We start from the raw sequence: 15,955 nt of genomic DNA, 5'->3' as shown, positions 1-15,955 counted from the left end.
CTTATCAACAGCGTAAACGACAAAGAGAAAAGCATTTTATGACAGCTCCAGAACTGACGTTTTATGAGGATGATGAAGGAATTTCCGTTGACCTGGTGTTGTCGGCGTTTGGCGAAAACCCTGTCCAGTGCATAAATCTGGATGCTGATACAGTCGATAAAAAATATCAGGCTGATATTCATTTTCTTATTAAGAATCAAAATGCTTTTCTTGAGAAAATCACTGATGAAGCCAGCGAATACTGCCAGCGAGTGTATGGTTGCGCTGCAAAAAATCTTCTCCTGATAAAAATTTATCTTTCTCCTGAGACGGAAAAAAGTTTTGGATTTATGTTTTCTGTCGATGTGGATCCCGAACACGGATTGGGATTGAAATTCAATGGGTTGCAGTTGATGAAAACAGGCAGTAGCGAAGCGGCATTTTTATAGTATTTTAAAGCAATCTGGCATGAACTTATCTTTAACTGTCAAGATAATATCTCTACTGATAGATTGAAAGAGCCAGTCACCCTAACTCAGAGAAGGAAAAGTATGCCGGTTTCCTGTGGAAAAATGATTACAGAAGCGGATATCCAGCGGCTGGAAAAAACATACTGCATCAGCTTGCCTGAAGATTATAAAACGTTCCTTCTGTTAAATAATGGCTTTGTGGTTAAAAGCCCGGATTATTGTAATTTAGCGTATGGCGGTGTCGATGAGGGCGCCATTGCGTTCAATGCCCTGTTTGGGATGCAAACGAAAAACGATTATTATGATGTCATTTATAATAACGATGAGCTATTAAGCGAGCTGGATTTTATCGACAGCAAATTAATCATCGGCGATGATCCGGGCGGGAACTATTATTTGATGCTGAATGGGGAACACCAGAAAGGCCTGTTTTACTGGGACAGAACGCATCTGCATGCTGAAGATATCCTTCAACAGTTTGAGATACCTGAGCAAAATGAGTGCGGCAACCTTTACAGGTTGAGCGATACATTTACGCAATTCTATCAAAGCGTTATCGACAATACGCTTGCTCAGGGAATGCAGGTAACGCGTGATCTGTGATAGCCATTGCTGACGCCGCTTCACCATTTCCCGCGCCAGCGCGCAGCCAGAAATGGTACTATCTTACTCATAACGCCCTGTCCCGGCAGGCATAAACACCACCATCAGGAACGCCCTATGAGTAATGATATTCCTATCAAGTTTTATGACATCGCTGACGAGTACGCGACGGAAACAGAGTTGCCGGTAAGCGATGCGGAGCGCGACCGCCTGGCGCACTACTTCCAGCTGTTAATCACCCGTCTGATGAACAACGAAGAAATCACCGAAGAAGCGCAGCATGAGATGGCGCGCGAAGCGGGGATCCCTGAAGGGCGTATCGATGAAATCGCCAACTTCCTGAATCAGTGGGGCAATGAGTAACGCCTCTGCGCTACACAGCCTTTGCGAAAAAAAACGGCCCCTTTACGGGGCCGTTTTTACATTACCGTTTCTGATTACACAAAGTGGATGTGCTTCTTGCCATGATGGGGTGAAACCTCAATGCGCGCCTCCACCTTGAATACCTCGCGCAGCATCGCCTCCGTCAGCACCTCATCCGGCGTGCCGCTCGCCACCACCTGCCCGCCCTGCATCACAATCAGCGCATCGCAAAACATCGCGGCGTGGTTGAGATCGTGCAACGCCACAATGCTCGTCACCGGCAGCTCGCTGATGAGGCGCATCAGGTGCATCTGATGATGAATATCGAGATGGTTGGTCGGTTCATCCAGCAAAATCTCGCCGGGCGACTGCGCCAGCGCACGGGCGATATGCACGCGCTGCCGCTCGCCGCCGGAAAGATGCTGCCACCCGTCGTCGCGACGGTCGAACATATCCACGCGCTCCAGCGCCTGGCGCACGATCTCGTCATCCTGGTGCGTCCAGGACGAGAGCGGCGAATGGTGCGGAATGCGCCCGAGTTTCACCACGTCGCGCACGCGAATATTGGCATCGGTCATCGCGTGTTGTTCAACGAACGCCACGCGCTGCGCAAGCTTTTTCCTGGACAGCCGCGCGATATCGCCATCGTCCAGCAGCACCCTGCCTGAATCCGGGCGGCGAAGCCCGGCGAGAATGCGCAGCAGCGACGATTTCCCGGAGCCGTTCGGCCCGAGCAGGCCAAGCGTCTGTCCGGTTGGTACGCTCAGCGACACGTTATTCACGATGCGCTTTTTACCCGCCGACCAGCTGATGTTTTCCGCGCGGATGCTCATGAGAATCTCCTTGAGCGATACAGGATCACCGCAAAGAACGGTACGCCGACCAGCGCAGTCACCACGCCCACTGGCAGGCTCTGCGGCGCAATCAGCGTGCGCGAGGCGATGTCCGCCAGCACCATCAGAATAGCGCCCATCATCGCGCAGGCGATCAGCAACCGGCGATGCAGTGGCCCGAAGAAATAGCGCATCACGTGCGGCACCACCAGCCCGACAAAGCCAATTGAGCCCGCCATACTGACGATAGCCGCCGTCATCAGCGCCGTTACCGCAAAGAGGATCAGGCGCACGTAACCGACCGGAATGCCGAGTGAGGCCGCCGCGTCATCGCCAAAGGTAAAGGCGTCCAGCGCTTTGGCGTGCCACAGGCAGACCGCCAGCCCAATGACGACCACCGCCAGCACCAGCTGAAATTCCGGCCAGCGCACGCCGCTGAAGCTGCCGAGCAGCCAGAACATGACGTCGCGCGCCTGCTGGGCGCTGGCGGCGGTACTGATGGTATAGGCAGTGATGGCGTTGAAAAGCTGTGAGGCGGCGACGCCTGCGAGGATCGTGCGCTCATTGCCGCCGCGCGCGCCGTTGGTCAGCAGTGCGACGAACGCGAACGCGGCGAACGCGCCGGTAAACGCGCCCACAGAGAGCGACACCGCCCCGCTGCCGATGCCGAGTACGACGATCGACACCGCGCCGGTCGACGCCCCGGCGGAGACGCCGAGCACGTAAGGTTCCGCCAGCGCGTTTTTCAGCAGACTTTGCAGCACCGCGCCGCAGATGGCGAGGCCCGCGCCGCTGCACGCGGCCACCAGCGCCCGGCTGAGACGGAAATCCCAGATAACCGTTTCATGGATGCGGTTAAGCGGAACGGCGGTCAGCCCGAGCTTGTTAGTCACCGCCGCAAAGGTGGTTTGCAGCGGAATGGAGAGTTCGCCGATGCCCACGCTCAGCGCGATCACCAACGCGAGCACGACGACAGAGAGCGCCAGCAATATGAACGACGGCAGACGCCGGGTGACGGTTAAAGAGACGTCCGCCATTAGTTCAGCCCGAGCTTCTCAAGCTGCGCCGCCACCTGCTCCGCGCCGTAGAGGGTGCGGATGGTCGGGTTCATCGCCTGGCCATCCATCACCACGATATGGCCCTTTTTCACGGCGTCGAGCTGGCTGACCGCCGGATCGCTTTTCAGGAACTGGATTTTGGCGTCGGCGTTATCCAGCGCCCAGCGGTTGCGGTCAAGGCTTGAAACGACGATCACATCCGGGTTGGTGGCGATGATGCTCTCCCAGCTGAGCGTCGGCCACTCGCTTTCTGACGTGACGGCATTGTGGCCGCCGAGCAGATGCGCGATGTAACCCGAAGCGCCGTTTTTGCCGCCAACGTAGGCGTCAGAGGAAGGCGACGCGCTGGAGAACCAGAAGAGATACGAGAGGTTTTTATGGTTTTTGCCGAATTTTTCTTTCAGGGCTGCTTCGCGCGCTTTGAAATCTTTGGTGAGCGCCTCACCGCGTGCCTCAACGTTGAAAATCTTCGCCAGATCGTCGATTTCTTTATAAAGGTACGTCATATCCCACAGCTGGCTGCGGCTGCCGTAGATATCGCCGGTGTTTTTCTTCGTAACGCAGACACCAGGTGACAGATAGCTGTTAATACCCACCGCCGCGAAATCTTCACGCTTCGCCACTTTACTGTCCGGGCCTAACAGCAGCGGGATCTGCGCGGCGACAAAATCGGGGTTCTGCGCGAGGATTGACTCAAGCGTCGGGATCTCAACCGTCAGCAGTTTGACCTTTTCATTTTGCTTCGCGAGCTGCGGCAGCACTTTTGTCGGCCAGAAGGCGCTGGCGGCCATTTTGTCTTCAAGGCCCAGCAGCAGCATGATTTCGGCGGTGTTCTGCCCGAGCGCCACCATGCGCTCCGGTGCTTTGGTGAAGGTGACTTTCATGCCGCAGTTATCAAGGGTGAGCGGGTATTGTGTGGCAAGAACAGGTACCGAAGCGGCGCAGAGCAGGCAGAGCGCCAGCGCGTGTTTTACTAAAGCATTCATCAACATCAACCTTAACGTGTTTTATCGCCGCGTGCCGCACGGGAATGGTTACGGGCCGGACAAATTAGAATTTGTATTATGCAAATGAAAATCATTCTTAAGAGGAGGTCTTATACCGGGGCGCCTGCGGGAAGTCAATATCGGCTCGTTGACGGTTTTCGTCAGGCGAAAGTTGCCAGATATGGCGTAAATATGTTTTAAGAGAGCCCTCACTTTTTCTGAACAGTTATGCGGTTTTCATGTCCACTCATGCACCCCATGCCGCAAGGCATACTTCTCCTTATCTGCTCTCCGCCAGCCAGCTGGTATTTAACATCGGTTTTTACGCGGTGGTGCCGTTCCTGGCGATTTATCTGCGCGATGACATGCTGCTCTCCGGTGGGCTTATCGGCACTATCATCGGGCTGCGCACGTTTTCACAACAGGGCATGTTTCTGCTGGGCGGCGCGCTTTCCGACCGCTACGGCGCGCGCGCCATTATCCTGTGCGGCTGTGTGGTGCGTATTACGGGCTATCTGCTGCTGGCGATGGGCGGATCGCTGTGGGCGGTGGTACTCGGCGCGTGTCTGACGGGCGTTGGCGGCGCGCTGTTTTCGCCGTCGATTGAATCGCTGCTGGCGCAGGCCGGCACGCGCAGCGAAGCGGAAGGCAGGCGCAGCCGCGCCGAGTGGTTCGCGCTCTTTGCCGTCTGCGGCGAGCTGGGCGCGGTGCTCGGCCCGGTACTTGGCTCGCTGATGGCCGGGTTTGGTTTTAAAACGATGGCGCTCGCAGGCGCAGGCGTATTTATTGTCGCGCTGGTGGCGCTGTTTATACTGCTGCCGCGCACGCCGCATCGCGACGGCCCGCTGCAGATTGTTCCCTGGTGGCAGACCTTTCATCAGCCGCGCTTTGTCGCGTTTATCCTCGCCTACAGCGCGTATCTTTACAGTTATAACCAGCTTTATCTGGCGCTGCCGGTGGAGCTGCGCCGCTCCGGCAGCAGCGATGCCGCGCTCGGGCCGCTCTTTATTCTCGCCTCGCTGTTGATTATCACGTTGCAACTGCCGCTCGCGCGGATCTCGCGCCGTTTCGGGGCGGCGCGTATGTTACCGCTCGGTTTCGGGCTGCTGGCGGCCTCGTTTGTCAGCGTGGCGCTGTTTGCCCCGCTCCCGCCTTTCGCGGGCTGGCTGCGGCTGTTGCCTGCAGCATGTATGGTGACGCTCCTGACGCTGGGTCAGATGATTATCGTTCCGGTGGGGATGGATCTGGTTCCGCGTTTCGCGGCGGGCCGTAATCTCGGCGCGCACTACGGCGCGCTGGCCTCGATGGGCGGCGTGGCGGTGCTGACCGGGAATTTTCTGCTGGGCGACGCGCTGGATAACGCGCTGACGGCCGGCCCGCAGGCGGCGGTGCCGTGGCTGCTGCTGGCGGTCTTTCCGTTGTGCAGCGCGTTGGCGATGGCCGTGCTGTGTCGCTTCTACGCGCCGAAAGGCTAAGGCGCAGTCGAGAGAAGGAATATTACCCGCTGAGTGACATTGTCACGTTTTAAGCGGTTCCGTGGGCTGTTAACCCGCTATGGCGGCGGTGAAACCACACAACGGCTGGCTTCTTTAAAAACTATGTGTGCACTATGGTTACGCTTTAGCGGAACAGGTCAAACAGTAACTTATCTTTAACAAAATTAATCTTTCGCTGTACACGCCCGTGTCCAGCGTCGGCTGCCTGAAGAGAACGTTCAGGTGCAAATTATCAGGCCAGTTATCATCCACAAGGCGCGCCGGGATCCCAGGACGTGACTGTTGGCAGTGACGGATCGCAGCGCATAAACACACACCATGCCAGGCGTTGATGCCTGCCGTCTCCCTTTACTTTTTATGAATGGTTAAAAACAGCAGAATAATATTAGAAACGCTTAAGAATTTTCTTGGTTTCTGAAACCGGTCTCATCTTTAAATCCTCACATGTCTTTATTTTTGTGTTTTTTAATCAGACTTACCTTTAGTGATACTTTCCTGACAATATCTCGATGCTTTTTTAAATAAGACGGCAGGATATAACCTTTTCAATAAGTTCTAAAACTGTGTTTTAAATAAAGGGAATAATGGGTGAGGTAATAAAAGCCGTACGTTATTTCACCATGGTGACTAAAGAAGATACAGATAAGTGGATGAAAAAAGGAGATTTAATGAGAGAGCGGAAGCGTCATCAGCCATGATAACGCTTCCGGGAGAGTGTTTAACGGCGCTTGCCGCCGCGTGAAGGCAGCGTACGCGATTTCACCAGAACAGTATGCTTATAAAAAGCATAGCCGATGATGACAACCAAAAAGACGATCAATGCTATGGTCATTTTGACGATAACCTTCCTGATGGTGCGACTATTTTAATAATGACGGTATATCATACATGAATCTATATTACAGATGCATCTTTATTATTTTCATGGCTGTTTAGTCTGCGTTTAATAATATTCTGTGCCGCAATCCATTATCAATAGCACGTTAAACCGGCGCAGGTTTTATCCTGAGGTTATTTGTTATGCACGTCCATGTTGGTGAAAAAAACGCCTGCTGATTTACGCTACCATAACCCCTGCGTTCGGTTGTCATAGCAAAAATGGATGATCCGCTGTTTCCGCCCTTTCTGTTCTCCTCCACGATACCGCCTATGTAGATTACTACTTATTAAAATGTACCTTTGAAAAAGTAGCTTTACCGAAAAGCACGCTTAAGGGGATAATCCTGCTACTTTTTACGAGGCGCAACATCGCGGCTGCGTGCGTTTACGAGGGGATGATGACGGAACTGCCTGACGACAATCTACTGCCTGGCGCTTTTTCAGGTCTCGATCCCCATGCGCTGTCGGTGGGTGACGAGGCGCGGCCCCTCAACCCGGCGATGGCCTATCTTTTAAGCCTGCCTTCCGCCGCGAGCCGCCAGACCATGCGATCCTTCCTGCATATCGTCGCAGGCATGCTCGGTGCTCGCGCGTTGCAGCACTGCCCGTGGGGCAGCCTGCGTCGCCATCATGTGCAAGGACTGCTGGAGATGCTTTCGGCTTCCGGGCGCGCACCTGCCACCATCAATACCTATCTGTCTGCCCTGAAAGGCACCGCGCGCGAGGCATGGATGATGAAGCTGATGGACACCGACAGCTATCAGCAAATCCTTGCCGTGCGGGCGGTACGCGGTAGTCGTCTCACCCGCGGGCGTGCATTAACTCCGGAAGAAGTGCGCGCGCTGTTTTCGCTCTGCGAGCAGGACAAAAGCTGTAAAGGCCCGCGCGACGCGGCGATGCTGGCGGTAATGCTGGGCTGCGGACTGCGCCGTTCGGAAGTGGTCGGGCTGGATTATGCGAGCATTCTTGAGCAGGACCAGGCGCTGCGCGTGCTCGGCAAAGGAAACAAAGAGCGGCTGGCATTTATGCCGGGCACCGTCTGGCAGCGGCTCCGGCACTGGACTGACAGCGTACGCGGCGAACACCCCGGCCCGCTCTTCACCCGCATCCGCGCGGGTGACGATGTCACGTCTGAGCGCCTGACCCCACAGGCGGTGTACCATATTCTGAACGAACGCCGTATGCAGTGCGGCATTGATAACTGCGCACCGCACGATCTTCGCCGCACGTTCGCTTCCATGATGCTCGATAACGGCGAAGATCTGATAACGGTACGCGACGCAATGGGCCATGCCAGCGTCACGACAACACAAAAATATGACCGCCGTGGCGATGCCCGCCTGCGCCGCGCGGCAGGCAAAATTAAGCTTTAAAAAAGCGGTTAACGGCCCATTGCGTGGCCCGGCAAAATGTTACGCTCACCATCATCGTTCAACACTTTCTCAACTTCCAAAACCAGGGACAGGCATGGTTTCAACACTGACATGGATTGACCACGACAGCCGCGCGCGTGAACGCACACTTCGCATCCTCGCACAGTTCCAGGAAAAAGAGAGCCGGGATGAACTCGGCATCGGCACGGTGCGGGATAGCCTCGCGGACTTACTTTTTCCCGGCACCAGCACCATCCAGACACGGCTGCGTTACATGCTCTTCGTTCCCTGGATTTACCGGGCGCTGGAAGACAAAAACGTGTCTGCCGCGCAGTTTGCCGGCGCGGCGGATAAGCACGAAAGAGAACTGGTCAGACGGCTCCAGACGGCCGATGACCATCACGGGATGTTCGGTAAAAATGCCGGTGGAGATATTAAACGTCTGCCCAGCTCCGTTTACTGGGCTGGTCTTGGTGCCTGGCACATTCGGCTTACACCTTTTTCTCAGGGCCAGTATCACCAGCGGATCGATGAGACCTATCGCCAGAAGCGCCGCATTGCACGCCAGCAGCGTCACGCCCGCGATCGCGCGGATGATCCCGATACCGAACCCGGCAACGTGCATAACTGGCATCCGCGGTTACCGGCGACGCCTGCTGACTTTCCTGAAAAGGTGACGTTCCTGCTCACTCGCGATGAGGCTGAGTTCATCCGCGACCGTCTCCAGGCGGCATGTCCGCACAGTCTGCTGGCCTTTCTGGCCTTACAGGACGATAAGCCGACAGGCGCGTATCCCTGGGAGTATGCCAATAGCGGTCGCTTTTCCGCGACACATCAGACGATCCTTCACCACGCGCGGCTTTTCTCGGAAGTCATGCATGGCGCGGCGCTCTCCTATAACTACCAGCTTGCCGAAAAGATCGAGCGTGAGGGGCTGCGTGAGCTTCATGAAGAGAATTTCCAGGAATGGCGCAATGCTCTGCCGCTTGCGGAGATTGCGCGCTGGAACATAAACGAGTTGTGGGCGCTTACTCACCGGGAAGGCCATCAGATAGCTCCGCAGACACGCCATTTTATCGAATCCTGGGTGCGGTATCTTCGCACGACGCCAGACGCGCTTCTGAAGGGCGATGCCAGCGCGCTGATTCAGTATCGTGAACAAAAATTAAAAGGACCGCGCTCGCGGTTCACTAACAAGCGCGCGCAGGAGCAATGGCGCGGTCACTCGGGTACGAGACGGATCAATTATCGCTGGAATACCGTTAAAACGTTGCTCGCTGATTTGCACCAGGGGCTGTGTCAGGAGGCGGTATGCTGAGCCCGGATGCAAGAAGCCTCTATACCGCCGCGCTGACGCCACCGCCGGGTATGCGTTTTGATGAAGCGCTGGCCACGACATTTTCACTGGATCCTACCTGTCTGCTCGAAGCGCCGGTGCATCTTGCACTGATGTCCATGGAAAACCAGGCGGAACAGGACGGCCTTGCCATGCTTGAATCCCTGCGTCGTTATGCCGGACGCATGACGGTCTATGTTCAGCGCGGACGCATTCAGTTGCCTGCCATAGTGCGACCCAATCCGTTATTTAGTCTGCTTGAGCCGATGATTGTCGAAGTGAGCGCGCCCAACGGCGGTGTGTTTCACCCGAAAATCTGGGTGTTGCGTTTTGTCGCTCCCGGTCAGGACACGGTGATGTACCGCCTGTTGGTGCTGACCCGCAATATAACGACCGATCGCTCGTGGGATCTTTCGCTGCAGCTTGAAGGCGTCATGGGGCGCAAAAAAAGGCCGGTTAATAAGCCGCTGGCTTATCTGCTGCGCCTGCTGCCGGGTCTTGCAAGCAGAGGCATTGCAGATGAGAAAACGATGCAGGCGCAGCGAATTGCTGATGAGCTTTATCGCGTTGAATGGGAGTTACCGGCAGGTTTTCAGGAGATCGCGTTTTATCTGCCGGGTATTAAGGCATTTAACTGGATCCCGCCTGCCTCACTGCGCACGGCTGTCATTTCACCGTTTTGTTCCGATGAGGCGCTGAACGCGCTGGTACAAACGACACAGCGTGCCGAGGCGTTGATTTCCCGCCCGGAGGCGCTGGCAGCGTTAAAACCTGCCACGCGGGAGGCGTTCACGCAGTGCTTTCATTTAGACGATGCTGCGGAAACCGACGATGGTGAAGACACAGACGCTGTCGATATGGCGGCATCGCTCGCGACGGGCCTGCACGCCAAAGCGTATCTTTTTGAAACCCAATATTATTCTTTATATACGCACCTCGTAATGGGCTCTGCCAACGCGACTAATGCCGCGCTAAAAGCTGCCAGAAATATTGAGCTGCTGGTCGAGCTAAAGGGGCGCCAGCGCGATATCGGCGGAATTGATACGTTGCTTGGAAAAGAGGGAATGGGCGAATATCTGGTGGATTTTCAGGCAGATGAGTTACCGCCGGTGGATGCAAACGCCCAGGCTGCCGCGCAGGCGCTGGAACACGCCAGAGCACAACTGGCCGCGTTGCCGCTGTCGCTTATCTGCGATCCGGTGGACGATGAGCAGTGGCGGCTCACGCTGGAGGGCGTTTTGCCGAAGTTTAAAGGTGTTGCGACGCTCAAGGCGTGGCCGGTCACGCTCATTGGCGAACATGCGGTTTTATTGCCGACAGAAGGCGCTGACGGCCCTTTCCCCCTCGGGCAGTTTTCGCTGCGGGCTGTCACCGGGCTGACGGCGTTTGAGCTCACTACCCGCGAGCCCGCATTGTGCGTCCGGTTTGTGCTTAATCTGCCCGTGACGGGCATGCCTTCAGAGCGCAACGCGGCTATTCTGCAAAGCGTTATCAGCAACCCTGACGGCTTTCTGCGTTATCTGCTGTTATTGCTGGATCAGGATGACCCCGCACTGCCGCTACAGGAAAAGTACAGAGTCGCTGCCGGGTGGCTGGCCCGTCTTGCCGATGGCGAGGATTTTCCTCTGCTGGAAATGCTGACACGCGCCGCCAGCCGCACGCCAGAACGTTTAAAAGAAATCGCGTCGCTTATCGGTGAGCTGCGCCAGGGAAACCGGAACGCGGTGATCCCGGAGGATTTTCTGGCGCTCTGGACGGTATTTGAAGCCGCCATGGAGGACGCGAATGTCTGATAATCGATTTTCTGCGCAGGCAGCGCTGGCCACGCTGAAAGATTTTCAGCGTGATACGGTCGATTATGTGTTTGAGCGGCTGTTTGGCGAAAACAACACCACGCGGTTTCTTGTCGCCGATGAAGTCGGGCTTGGCAAAACATTGATTGCACGGGGTGTTATCGCCAGAACGCTGGAACATCTGCAGGATAAAAAAGATCGCGTCGATATCATCTATATCTGCTCCAGCGCGGCGATTGCTGGTCAGAATCAAAAACGTCTCAATCTCAGCGGCTCTGAAGGGTTCTCGCTCTCTACCCGGCTGACCTATCTGCCACGGCAGGTCAGCGAGCTGCGCAAAAATAAAGTCAACTTTATCAGCCTGACGTCAGGCACAACCTTCGATCATACCGTAAGCCGTGAAGGCCATGCGGGAGAGCGCGCCATTTTGTACCGGATTTTGTATGACCTCCCGCTGGGCCAGGGCGAGCGACGCGCCCGGCTGCGTACAGGGCTGTTAAATCTTCTACAGGCGCGAATGGGAAAAGCGAGCTGGCGCGCCACCGCGCAGGGCCTGCGGGCTGATGAACTGGATAATGACCTCTGCAGGATGTTCCGACGCGAAGTGCTCGACGATAAACCGCTTTACACGCAGCTTAAGCAGGGTTGCGAGCAGTTTATACGTTACCGTGACAGCAGCCGGATCCCGCCAGACGATACGCAGTTACGGCTTCGGCTTATCATGGCGCTGCGTCAGAAACTGGCTTTCGTTTGTCTGAAGGCCCTGAAGCCCGACCTGGTGATCCTCGATGAGTTTCAGCGGTTTAAGCATCTACTGGACGCTGAAGACGATACCGCGCGGCTCGCCACGGCCCTGTTTGAACAGAAGGAGGCGCGTGTTCTGCTGCTTTCCGCCACGCCTTATAAAATGTTCACGCTGGATAACGAAACCGGGGAAGACGATCATTACCCGGATTTTATCCGCACACTGTCATTTCTGATGCGCGATCCGGCGCAGGTCAACCACGTCAGCGCGCTGCTTTCCGCTCACCGGGCCGCACTGCATGCCGGTATGCCTGAAGGTGAAAAAGCACGTCTTCAGGATGCGCTTTTGCGTGTGATGTGCCGCACCGAAAGGATTTCTGATACCCGCGACCGTAACGCCATGCTCGTTGAAGTTCCCCGCATAGCGCCGCTGCAGGCCACGGATATCCGGCATATTCGTGCCGTTGATGCGGTTGCGGCCTGTGTGGACGCAGGCGATCTGGTGGAGTACTGGAAATCGACGCCCCATTTGCTCAACTTTCTGAAGCGCTATGCGCTGCGTAATAAACTTGATGCGGCTATCGATGCGCCGTCACCTGCGCTCTCTGCGGCGCTGAGAGCGGCCCGCGATGAGTGGCTGACGCCCGGTCAGCTGGATGATTACCAGCCGCTTGAACCCGGCAACGCGCGGATGCGGCTTCTTTTTGAAGACACCATCGATAACGGGCTCTGGCAACTGTTATGGATGCCGCCATCGCTCCCGTATTACACACCAGGCGGCGTCTGGCAGGGGAAAACCCATCTGACCAAGACGCTTATCTTCTCCTGCTGGAATGCGGTGCCGGATGCTATCGCCACGCTCTGCTCTTATGAGGCAGAGCGCCGGATGGTCAGCGGCGCGTCGGTTACGCATCGCGAGCTTTATCAGAAAATCAAACCGCTGTTGCGGTTTGCGAAAGCCAGCGCGGATGACCGTCTGACCGGTATGCCAGTCATGGCATGGCTGATGCCCTCGCCGGTCCTGGCGACGGCGATTGATCCACTCACGATGGCCTGTGCCGGGAATAACGGCCCGCTCCCGCTGGAAACCGTGCTGGAAGCCGCTCGTGACATCTGCGAGACGCTTGTCGCCGCTTTACCCTCCAGCCCGGCGGAGGGCAAAGCCGATCCGCGCTGGTACTGGGCTGCGCCGGTGCTGCTCGATGCGCAGGGCGGGCTACTGGCGTGGTGTAAAGATCCACAAGGCTGGCGGGCGCTGGTGACGCCTGATGCGGATGACAACTCCCACTTCATCGCGCATCTGGAACAGCTGACAGACGCCGCCGAGGGACGCCTTACGCTCGGGCCGAAGCCAGACGATCTGGTGGACGTGCTCGCGCTGTTCGCGCTTGGCGGGCCTGGTACCTGCGCATTGCGTGCGTTACAGAGGCTGGATCCGCAGACGGGGTGCGACAGCATGGCCCTTCTCACCGGTGCGGCGACCATCGCCTCGGGGTTCAGAACCCTGTTCAACATGCCGGAGACCATTGCGATGCTGCGTGGCGCAAGTGAGGAGACCTACTGGCGTTTAACGCTGAAATATGGCGTTGAGGGCAATCTGCAATCCATGCTGGATGAATATGTCCATACGCTACGGGAATCGCCTGGCGTGCAGGGATCTGGCATCGCGGCACAGGTGGCCACCCTGTCCGCGCATATCCAGTCTGTTCTATCGTTGCGTGTCTCCCGGCTGCATCTGGACGCGCTGGAGGCTAACGATGCGGGCTTTGAGCGTGTAGAGTTTTCGACCCGCTGCCGCTTTGCGCTGCGGTTTGGTGATCTCCGGGATGACAATAACGACGCGCTGGTACGGGCAGAAATCGTTCGCGATGCTTTCAATTCGCCGTTTCGCCCGTTTGTGCTGGCCTCCACGTCCATTGGCCAGGAAGGGCTCGATTTTCATACGTGGTGCCATGCGGTGATGCACTGGAATCTTCCCGCAAATCCTGTCGATTTAGAACAACGCGAGGGCCGGGTTCATCGCTACAAAGGGCATGCGGTGCGGAAAAATATCGCGCATGCTTATGGCATTGCGAGCCTTAAGGGCAACAACGCGGGCGACCCGTGGCAAACCCTTTTTGCGCGGGCAGCGCAGGACAGAGCGCCTGGGCAGTCCGAACTTATCCCTTACTGGATCTTTGAGAACGGCCCGGCGCGCGTGGAGCGCCGTATTCCCGTGCTGCCTTACAGCCGGGAAACCGGCAAGCTCAAACGACTGAAGCAGGGGCTCGCGTTGTATCGCCTGGCGTTCGGACAGCCGAGACAGGAGGACTTACTCTCAAGTCTCAGCCATAACGCCCCGATATCTGAAGACGCCCTTGCCGGGGGGCTGATATCACTTAAGCCGCCCGGCCGGTCCGGTAAAGCGTAACGCCGTTTACGGCGCAATCTCCTGCCCGCGATAATCGATAAACCGGCACTGCAGATTATCCAGCGCGGCGTTGATGACGTCTTTCAGCCCTGCCGCGCTCTCCTCCACCGTTAGCGGCGCACGCTCGCCGCCCATATCGGTCTGGACCCAGCCGGGATGCAGCAACAGCACGCTGCGTTTACCCGGCAGCGCCGATGTCACCGCGAATGAACGCGCCAGCGAATTCAGCGCGCTTTTACTGGCGCGATAGAGCGCCATGTCGCCGGTATCGTTATTCGTAAAGCTTGCGGTACTGGAAGACATAAACGCGATGACACCGCCTTCACGGACCTGCGAGAGCATCGTCTCCGCGAGTCGCACCGGCGCGATAGCGTTGGTCAGAAAGAGTGTGGCGATCTCCTGTTCGGTGGCCTGCGATACGCTCTGATGATCGGGGCCAAAAATACCGGCGTTGACGATGAGCGCGTCAAAGGTCACAGCGCTGAGGTGTTCTTTGAGGTGGACTACGCTTGCCGTGTCGGTCATATCGACGATTTGCGTTGTGATACGCGGATGGGTGTCTTTGTGCGTTGCGTCACGCACCGTCGCTATCACGTCGGCGCCCTCCTGCGCGAAAGCATTCGCCAGACCACGGCCAATCCCGCGTGATGCGCCGATAATCAGGATATGTTGTACAGTCATGATTTTTTAACCTGCAATAATAATGAACCCATACTGATGGGCTAAATCACTCCGCAAGGCGGTAGACCCCTGCTCCCCAGTAGCCTTTTTCCGGTTTACGGATTTCACGCCAGCCCTGACGAACAAGGCTGCGGGCAATCAAACGATTCATGATGCCATGCCCCATCAAAAGCACCGGACTTTGCGCGTTACCGGCAAGCGCAGCGAGATTTTGCGCAGCCATTGCCGCGCGTGCTTTTGCGGCATGCAGCGTTTCAGCATTGCCCGATAATCCGCACAGCCATAACATGCGGAAAATGCCACTCCAGGCCAGCGGCGACAAACGCAGCCTGTCAATACTGTGCACCGGCAGTTCTGCCTCCCGGTATAGCGCATCGGTTTGCACTGGATCACAACCCATTGTTTTTAGAGAAGAGAGGGCACGAGGTAAATCGCTGCTGATAACAATGCCCGCTCTGGCTGCTAACGCGCGGCTTGCCTCAGGCGGTAAGTCATTCCCCGTACCGGCCTCGTTATAACGGCTTATCCAGCCTGGCATATCGCGGGAGCCGATCGCGCCTGAATGCGCTATATCAGGGCTGCCGTGACGCATCAGAATAATTTCCATATCTTCCATTCCACGGGTGGTTTACCTGGCGTGAAAAAAATATCCCACCAGCGCCAGTACCACCACAATAACGCCTGAGAAAATCGCTCCGCTGGCCCATGCGAAGGGAGCGATCTCTTCTTCTTTTTTGATATCCGCGTAACGCTTTAGTGCCTGCTCTGCCAGGGGCGCGTCAATCTCTTCGAACTGCTTTTCATAGCCTTTGGCTTTAAGCCGCGAGGCTTTTTCGGTATCGGCTTTATCGAACGCAAACAGCTGAGTGCCTTTCTTATAGAAGACAAATGTGGTCATGGTGGACTCCTGTCGTGGTGACGCGCTATGCCTAACATACCGGAGCGGAATAC

The 15,955-nt window shown here is 56.4% G+C and carries 14 protein-coding genes; 8 read left to right on the top strand and 6 right to left on the bottom strand.

All coding sequences use genetic code 11. The annotated features are described in order from the left end of the window. Window positions 1-38: 38 nt before the first annotated feature. The 3 genes from ACUW6V_RS17450 (at window position 39) to ACUW6V_RS17440 (ending at window position 1,415) form a co-directional block, all read left to right on the top strand. The gene (locus ACUW6V_RS17450) at window positions 39-428 is read left to right on the top strand and encodes a hypothetical protein (protein ID WP_088277508.1); all 390 of its coding nucleotides are present in this window, start codon (window positions 39-41) and stop codon (window positions 426-428) included. Window positions 429-530: 102 nt separating this feature from the next. Beyond that, window positions 531-1,052 (top strand): SMI1/KNR4 family protein, encoded by a 522-nt coding sequence (locus tag ACUW6V_RS17445; protein WP_088277510.1) that lies wholly within the window; start codon window positions 531-533, stop codon window positions 1,050-1,052. A gap of 117 nt (window positions 1,053-1,169) precedes the next feature. Next, the gene (locus ACUW6V_RS17440) at window positions 1,170-1,415 is read left to right on the top strand and encodes a YmjA family protein (protein WP_104658407.1); all 246 of its coding nucleotides are present in this window, start codon (window positions 1,170-1,172) and stop codon (window positions 1,413-1,415) included. Window positions 1,416-1,489: 74 nt separating this feature from the next. Here ACUW6V_RS17440 and ACUW6V_RS17435 read toward each other — a convergent pair whose 3' ends face one another. The 3 genes from ACUW6V_RS17435 to ACUW6V_RS17425 are packed head-to-tail and all read right to left on the bottom strand — an operon-like array spanning window position 1,490 to window position 4,292. Then, window positions 1,490-2,248: a siderophore ABC transporter ATP-binding protein EitC gene (locus ACUW6V_RS17435; RefSeq protein WP_104658408.1), complete on the bottom strand. Its 759-nt coding sequence runs from the start codon at window positions 2,246-2,248 to the stop codon at window positions 1,490-1,492. Further along, window positions 2,245-3,285, bottom strand: coding sequence for a FecCD family ABC transporter permease (locus ACUW6V_RS17430; RefSeq protein ID WP_007775694.1), 1,041 nt, complete (start codon window positions 3,283-3,285; stop codon window positions 2,245-2,247). The genes ACUW6V_RS17435 and ACUW6V_RS17430 overlap by 4 nt, the downstream gene beginning before the upstream one ends. After that, a complete protein-coding gene (locus ACUW6V_RS17425) occupies window positions 3,285-4,292 on the bottom strand; it encodes a siderophore ABC transporter substrate-binding protein EitA (protein ID WP_007873268.1) in 1,008 nt (335 codons plus the stop codon). The genes ACUW6V_RS17430 and ACUW6V_RS17425 overlap by 1 nt, the downstream gene beginning before the upstream one ends. Before the next feature lie 239 nt (window positions 4,293-4,531). Between ACUW6V_RS17425 and ACUW6V_RS17420 the strand changes: the two genes are divergently transcribed. The 5 genes from ACUW6V_RS17420 (at window position 4,532) to ACUW6V_RS17400 (ending at window position 14,323) form a co-directional block, all read left to right on the top strand. After that, window positions 4,532-5,767 carry an MDR family MFS transporter gene (locus tag ACUW6V_RS17420; protein ID WP_142408014.1) on the top strand — a complete coding sequence of 412 codons (1,236 nt, stop codon included), beginning with the start codon at window positions 4,532-4,534 and terminating at the stop codon, window positions 5,765-5,767. Between the two features lie 1,298 nt (window positions 5,768-7,065). Next, window positions 7,066-8,040 carry a tyrosine-type recombinase/integrase gene (locus ACUW6V_RS17415; protein ID WP_454038719.1) on the top strand — a complete coding sequence of 325 codons (975 nt, stop codon included), beginning with the start codon at window positions 7,066-7,068 and terminating at the stop codon, window positions 8,038-8,040. Between the two features lie 94 nt (window positions 8,041-8,134). Beyond that, entirely contained in the window at window positions 8,135-9,358 is a 1,224-nt protein-coding gene (locus tag ACUW6V_RS17410; RefSeq protein WP_454038705.1) for a DUF6361 family protein, read from the top strand. Further along, on the top strand, window positions 9,352-11,169 hold the full coding sequence (locus ACUW6V_RS17405; RefSeq protein WP_454038704.1) for a phospholipase D family protein: 1,818 nt from the start codon (window positions 9,352-9,354) through the stop codon (window positions 11,167-11,169). The genes ACUW6V_RS17410 and ACUW6V_RS17405 overlap by 7 nt, the downstream gene beginning before the upstream one ends. Then, entirely contained in the window at window positions 11,162-14,323 is a 3,162-nt protein-coding gene (locus ACUW6V_RS17400; protein ID WP_454038703.1) for a helicase-related protein, read from the top strand. Before ACUW6V_RS17405 ends, ACUW6V_RS17400 begins: the two co-directional genes overlap by 8 nt. A 6-nt stretch (window positions 14,324-14,329) precedes the next feature. Here the strand turns inward: ACUW6V_RS17400 and ACUW6V_RS17395 are convergent, their stop codons facing one another. The 3 genes from ACUW6V_RS17395 to ACUW6V_RS17385 are packed head-to-tail and all read right to left on the bottom strand — an operon-like array spanning window position 14,330 to window position 15,902. Next, the gene (locus tag ACUW6V_RS17395; protein ID WP_454038702.1) at window positions 14,330-15,004 is read right to left on the bottom strand and encodes an SDR family oxidoreductase; all 675 of its coding nucleotides are present in this window, start codon (window positions 15,002-15,004) and stop codon (window positions 14,330-14,332) included. Window positions 15,005-15,050: 46 nt separating this feature from the next. Then, a complete protein-coding gene (locus ACUW6V_RS17390; RefSeq protein ID WP_105622955.1) occupies window positions 15,051-15,620 on the bottom strand; it encodes a histidine phosphatase family protein in 570 nt (189 codons plus the stop codon). Window positions 15,621-15,632: 12 nt separating this feature from the next. Continuing rightward, complete coding sequence (locus ACUW6V_RS17385) at window positions 15,633-15,902, bottom strand: hypothetical protein (protein ID WP_007873284.1); 270 nt, start codon at window positions 15,900-15,902, stop codon at window positions 15,633-15,635. Window positions 15,903-15,955 lie beyond the last annotated feature (53 nt).

The sequence above is a fragment of the Cronobacter sp. 153480017-3 genome (assembly GCF_053627815.1).
This window is presented reverse-complemented; position numbering and strand designations above follow the sequence as displayed.